The following is a 5,541-nucleotide window of genomic DNA, read 5'->3' as shown; positions in this document are numbered from 1 at the left end:
GATGCCGTAATATGATATCCGCATGCCTTCGCCACCGAAGATCCATAAAATCAGCAATAATAGATTAATGTATCGATATAATGTGGCGGGTGATACGACTCAAAAAAATCTGCAATAGAATATTGACTTTTAAAAATGTAAAAAAGGCATTATAAAGATATAAAGAACCGTAAAATATTGTTTTACATGATTTAAATGACAGCTGACCCGGGAAATCGCCCCCATTGCCCCCGTGGCGGGACCGCAAGGCAACAGGGACCTGATGATGGAGAAATTGTCTGGAGCAATAAAAGGAAAAAAGAGAGTTACTCCAGCCTGATCTTGTTGGACTGGAGGTCGCCCACCGGGATCTCCCTGTCGAGTTGGGCCCGGGCATCGGGAGCGTCGGGCGCCGTCGCCAGGACACGGATCAGGTACCTGCCTGTGGCGAGGGAGCGGACGTCAAGGCTCGCCTGCTCGTCGCGCTCACCCGCAACCCTGGGGGTCATCGTCAGGAAGGGGGTCCAGGTCTTCCCCCGGTCAGTGGAGTAGGAGAGTCTCTGGGTGACCGTCCTGTTGCCCGTGTAGTTCAGGTGCCACCCCACCTTCAGGAAGTCGGTGACCGGCCCGGAACCGATACGGTCGAGGGCGTCGAGGGCGAGATACGCCTTCTTCAGACCGGTGTTGTTCAGTTCAGGGACGGCAGTGAGGAAGGTCTCAGGGAGGCTGAGGGTATCAGCGCCGCCATTGAAAGAGATCGTCGAACCCGGGCCGAAGACATTGATGTTCCCGTCCCTGAGCACCTTGAGGGTGTAGGTGGCGGTCCAGGTCTGGCCGAGACGGACCGTCCCGATATCGAAGTGGAGGCTCTGGTCGTCCTCCCAGTCGGCAGTCTGGTCCTCGGTGTGGAGGGGGGTGACCTCATGCCGACCGGTCTCGTTCTCTATCCAGCTTGCGATGTTCGTCGAAGTGCCGGGGATGTACCGGTAGGCGAAAACGTCGTCGCCCGGCACAGGGGCGTCGTTCACCTGGACGTTCTCGAAGGAGAGGTCCATCATGGTGTCGACACCGGCCTCGGTCTTCAGGTCGCCGGCGATCTTTTTGTAGATCTCGGCAAGTTCGTCGCCGCCGGGGGCGTGCTCGTAGAACCCGCCTGTCGAGGTGGACATGGTCTCCATCGTCTCAGTGACCGTGGTGCTCGGGTCGTAGGCGAAGGTGATGGCGTACAGTTTCACGCCATTGGAGGAGGCGAAGCGGGACATATTCTGGTTGGTCGATTCACCGTCGAGGCAGTACTGATAATCAGTGTAATAACTACCCGACCATGTCCGTACATATTTCTGCCCGGTCAGGAGAGTGCCGCCGAGGCCGTCATAGTACCTGTAGTTGTTGGGCTCAAGGTTGCTGCCGCTGAACCTGTAGGCCCATGACGAACTCTCAGGGTAGCCTGTGCCATGGCCGATGGGACTGCCGTCATAGTTCCAGTCACCGTCGGTCATGACGATTATCGCCTTCACCGCCTCGGGGCGCCCCTGCTGCTGCTGCATCCGCACGGCCTCGTAGATGGCCCGGCGTAACTGGGTGGCGCCCTCCGCCCTCAGGGACTGGAGGGTGCTCTTCACCGACGCAAAGTCTTCGGTCAGATACCTGTCCAGCGTCGTGGCGGAGGAGAAGGAAACGAGACCGACACGGTCGCGGTCAGGGTTCATCTGGTCGATGAAAGTGGACGCAGCAGTCTTCGCACTCGTAAGGCGGACGTTTCCTGAACTGTCCGTCCACTGCATGCTCCCTGACCTGTCGACGACGAGCACGACGTCAATGGGGTCGGGCTGGAGGGCCCAGCCGTCGCCCTTGAGGGCGAGGGTGACATTCACCGTCTTATTCACCTCGACCGTCTCGGGGTCGACCGAGGCGGAGACAGAGAGGTAGGGGTAGTTCTTCCAGGTGAGAGGGAGGGTGCGGCTGACGTCACCCCACACGGCAACGACATCGCAGGTTCCGGTGGCCGTGGGGCTGTAGGTGGGGTCATTGCGGTCGCGGGTGAAGGCGCCCGGCCGGAAATGGACAACGGCATAACCGTCCCCGTCGGTGGTCGCCGACGTCTCCACCAGTTCAGGTGATGCCGTGGCAGTATACCCTGCCGTATTGATATTGGAAAGGGAAAACGCGACCGACTCCCCGAAGACAGGGTTGCCCTTCTCGTCCATGACCTTCGCCCTGACCTCGGCGACCATGTCGTCCATCACGTCCCGGCTCGGCATGGACTGGGGGTTCGCCGAAAGGAGCATGTTCACCGGTTCGGTGTTCGTGAACTCGACGGTCTGCGAACAGGTCACAGAGGAGTCGTCAGCCGACTTTGCCGTGATCGTCACGGTGCCGGTGGCGTCCTTTGGTCCATAGGAGATCATGACCTGACCGTCAGAGTTCGTGACAGCCGACCGGTCCTCCCCGGCAAGGGCGGAGATCAGCACGGAACGGTTCCCTGCCGGGTTGCCATAGGCGTCCTCCAGGGTATAGGTGAGGGTGAACGTGCTCTCACCGTCAGCAGGGACCCAGGGGACAGGGTCGGCATAGGGGTCGACAGAACAGGTGATCGAGGCCGGGACGGCGTTACCAACCCCGTAGATCGTGAGAGTGGTGGCGGCGATAGTGCCCGGGAAGGTGGCGTAGATGATGTTCTCACCGGCCGTCGGGTCGGCCCTGAAGTCGGCGGTCACATACCCGTCCTCGTCCACGGGCAGGACAACGTCGTCACTGTACCCGCTCCCGTCGGAGATCCCGGCCCTGCCTCCCGGCGACCCGACCTGGAAGCGGACGGTCTCGGCATCCCGGCGGGCGTCGACGCGGTTACCGTACCGATCCTCCATCGCAAGGACGATGCCGGTCGTGGACCCGACGGTGATCTCGCTCTCATACTCAAGGGCCGCAAGACTGTATGGGGCGGCGTGGTCGATCATCTGATCACAGGACGAAGAAATAGTCAGTGAGGCATTATTTTCGTCCGTGTATTCAGACGTCGCCGTGATCGCCGCCGCACCGCTCTTCTTTCCGACCTTGAAGGTCGCCGTCGCGGTACCGTCAGGCCCGGTCGTCACAGTGGACGGGGATATCATACCCTGTGCGGGATCACAGGAAAGTGTGACGGTCTGTCCCGCAAGAGGTGCTCCATCGCTGTCTGTCACCGTCACCGTGACCGCTGACGTACTCCCGCTACCGGCGACAAGCCATGGAGTGCCGGTCTGGAGGTGCACCTGAGGTTCTGCAGCTGCCATCGCAGCACAACACAGGAACAGCACACCAAAAAGGAGTATTCCGAATCGTTGTAAGGACATATCTTCTCCCTCAGGTATGTACAGGACGGGATCTCCATATAAAACAGGACGATTCATTTTATCTCCAAATAATTGCCTGATTTTAAGAAAGATAGATTAATAATAGGAAAATAGTTATAATAAAAAGATATGAGGGAGTAAAAAAGAGAAAGTAATATAATTCACCACATGCGATTACAGGAGCAGGGGCGGACGACCCAGAATACGCTCGAAAAATCGAAAAATAAGATAATAGAGTTTAGAAACCGCCACGCCGCCCGGGCCGGTGACTGCGACGGGCAGGCATCTCCACCTTCCCTGCCACGATCACTCCGGCGACCGCCACAAGGACGAGGATGACTGCAACAACACCGATGATGCCGAGGGGCAGGCCCGAGGGTTGCATCGTGAGGAGGCAGGACTCGCCAGAGGACCCGGTTGCAACTGTCTGCACCATATATGCGGGCCTGTAGCCTTCGAGTGTTCCCGAGATGTTGTAACTGCCGGGCGCAAGGTCAAGTTTCAGGGTCCCGTCAGCCCCGGTGACGCCCCGTGCCGTCCCGTTCACACTGATTGCCACGCCGGCAAGGGGCTTGTGGTCGGGACTCCCGACGATGACCGCAACAGGGGCGGAGACCGGGACGAGTTCGGCAACAAGGTCAGTCTTCTGCTCGAGGGAGTTGCATGTCCCCTTCCAGGTGACATACCCCGGAGCACTGACCTCGATGCTGTGCGTGCCCGCCACCACCGACTCGAGGCTGAACCGCCCGTAACTGTCGGTCACACCGACGTCTTTACCATCGATAGAGACGCTTGCCCCGGTCATGGGGACCTTCTCGGCGTCATAGACGGTTATGAAGACAGGATACGTGGACTTGGAGAGGAAGATATCGGTGAGAACCGCGTTCTCCCTGACATACACCTCCTGACTGTAGTCGGTGTATGTCGGCCGGGTCACCTCGACGAGGTACCGCCTGTCCGTATCCAGGACCGTGGTGACAATGCCATCGCTACCCGTGGTCCCCCGGACCGTCCCGCCGACCTTGACGGTGGCATTGACGACCGGAGTATGACTCTTGGCGTCAAGCACACGGAAGGCAAACCTGCCCTCGGGATAGAGCCAGAACTGGACAGGTTCGGCTTCATCGTCGACCTCGATATCCCTCTGCAACAGGTCGTACCCCTTCGCCTCGACCTTGACAGAATAGTCCTCATTCGCCATCACTTCGAAGGTGGCAAGACCTGTTGAGTCTGTTTTTTCGGAATCTCTCTCACCATCATCTTTGTTGGTGATCTCGACCCAGACGCCGGAGACAGGCTGGAAGGTGTCGGCGTCATAGACGGTGATCTTGAGGTCGAGAGAACTCCGGTCCATGCGCACGGTCACCGAGGTGTCGTCGGCGTCGATACGCCCGGACCAGTCCCTGTAACCTGACTTTGTCACCTTCAGGTCATAGCGGGAGGACTCCGAGTGCCGGTAGGACAACTCGCCGCGCGAGTTGGTGGTGCCTTCATCACTGCCTTCGACATAGACCGTCGCTCCTTTGAGAGCGTCGCCGTTGTCTGCGTCCTCGACAGTCACATCGACAAGCGTAGATGCCTGCACGCCGGTGCCGCAGAGGAGCAGAGCAAGGACGGCAATACCTAAGAAACGTAGTTTACATACCATGTGATTCACCTCCCGGTCCCCAGTGCCTGCCGGGGACGCGGTCGAGGAGCATCCCCTCGACGACGACCGGCATCAACTGGCGACCGACTTCGAGCGCCTTCTGGAGGCGCCATTTCCGGTCGGCATACACGGTGAAGATAGGTTCGCCGACCCGGACCTGTGTCCCTTTCTTTGCATGGACCAGGACACCCGCACCCTGGTCCTGCGGTGCGCCCGCGGCCCGTGCAAGACTGATGAGGGCCTTGTTGTTCAACTCGACCACGTACCCGCTCGTCGGGGCATTGACGACGAACTGGAACTCGCCCGGGACGATCGACGCCGCGGTCACGTCGGAGTTGCCGCCCTGCACCTTGATGATCTCTTTCATCTTGGCAAGGGCTTTGCCTGAACTGAGGACCTCCTGGGCCGTGGTATAGCCCTGGCCGGGCGCCGCCTTCCCCGACATCTCCAGGAGGATGCCGGCAATGGAAAGGCTCTTCTGGATGAGGGAGTTCGGCTCTTTCGCACCTTCGAGGACGGAGAGCGCTTCCTTCACTTCAAGTTTCGGGCCGATGGTGTGGCCGACAAGGGACTCACCGTAGG

At 59.3% G+C, this 5,541-nt stretch carries 2 protein-coding genes and 1 pseudogene; all 3 read right to left on the bottom strand.

Translation table 11 applies throughout. From position 1 onward, the window contains the following. Positions 1-305: 305 nt before the first annotated feature. On the bottom strand, positions 306-3,251 hold the full coding sequence (locus Q0520_RS05755) for an Ig-like domain-containing protein (protein WP_298667517.1): 2,946 nt from the start codon (positions 3,249-3,251) through the stop codon (positions 306-308). A gap of 298 nt (positions 3,252-3,549) precedes the next feature. Then, positions 3,550-4,959: a collagen binding domain-containing protein gene (locus Q0520_RS05750; protein WP_298667515.1), complete on the bottom strand. Its 1,410-nt coding sequence runs from the start codon at positions 4,957-4,959 to the stop codon at positions 3,550-3,552. Then, positions 4,949-5,541, bottom strand: a pseudogene (locus Q0520_RS05745) (thymidine phosphorylase); the annotation flags it as partial. The pseudogene Q0520_RS05745 and the gene Q0520_RS05750, both read right to left, overlap by 11 nt.

Source organism: uncultured Methanofollis sp., assembly GCF_937919355.1.
Taxonomy (GTDB): domain Archaea; phylum Halobacteriota; class Methanomicrobia; order Methanomicrobiales; family Methanofollaceae; genus Methanofollis.
The sequence above is the reverse complement of the archived record's forward strand: the minus strand, read 5'-3'. Positions and strand labels throughout refer to the sequence as shown.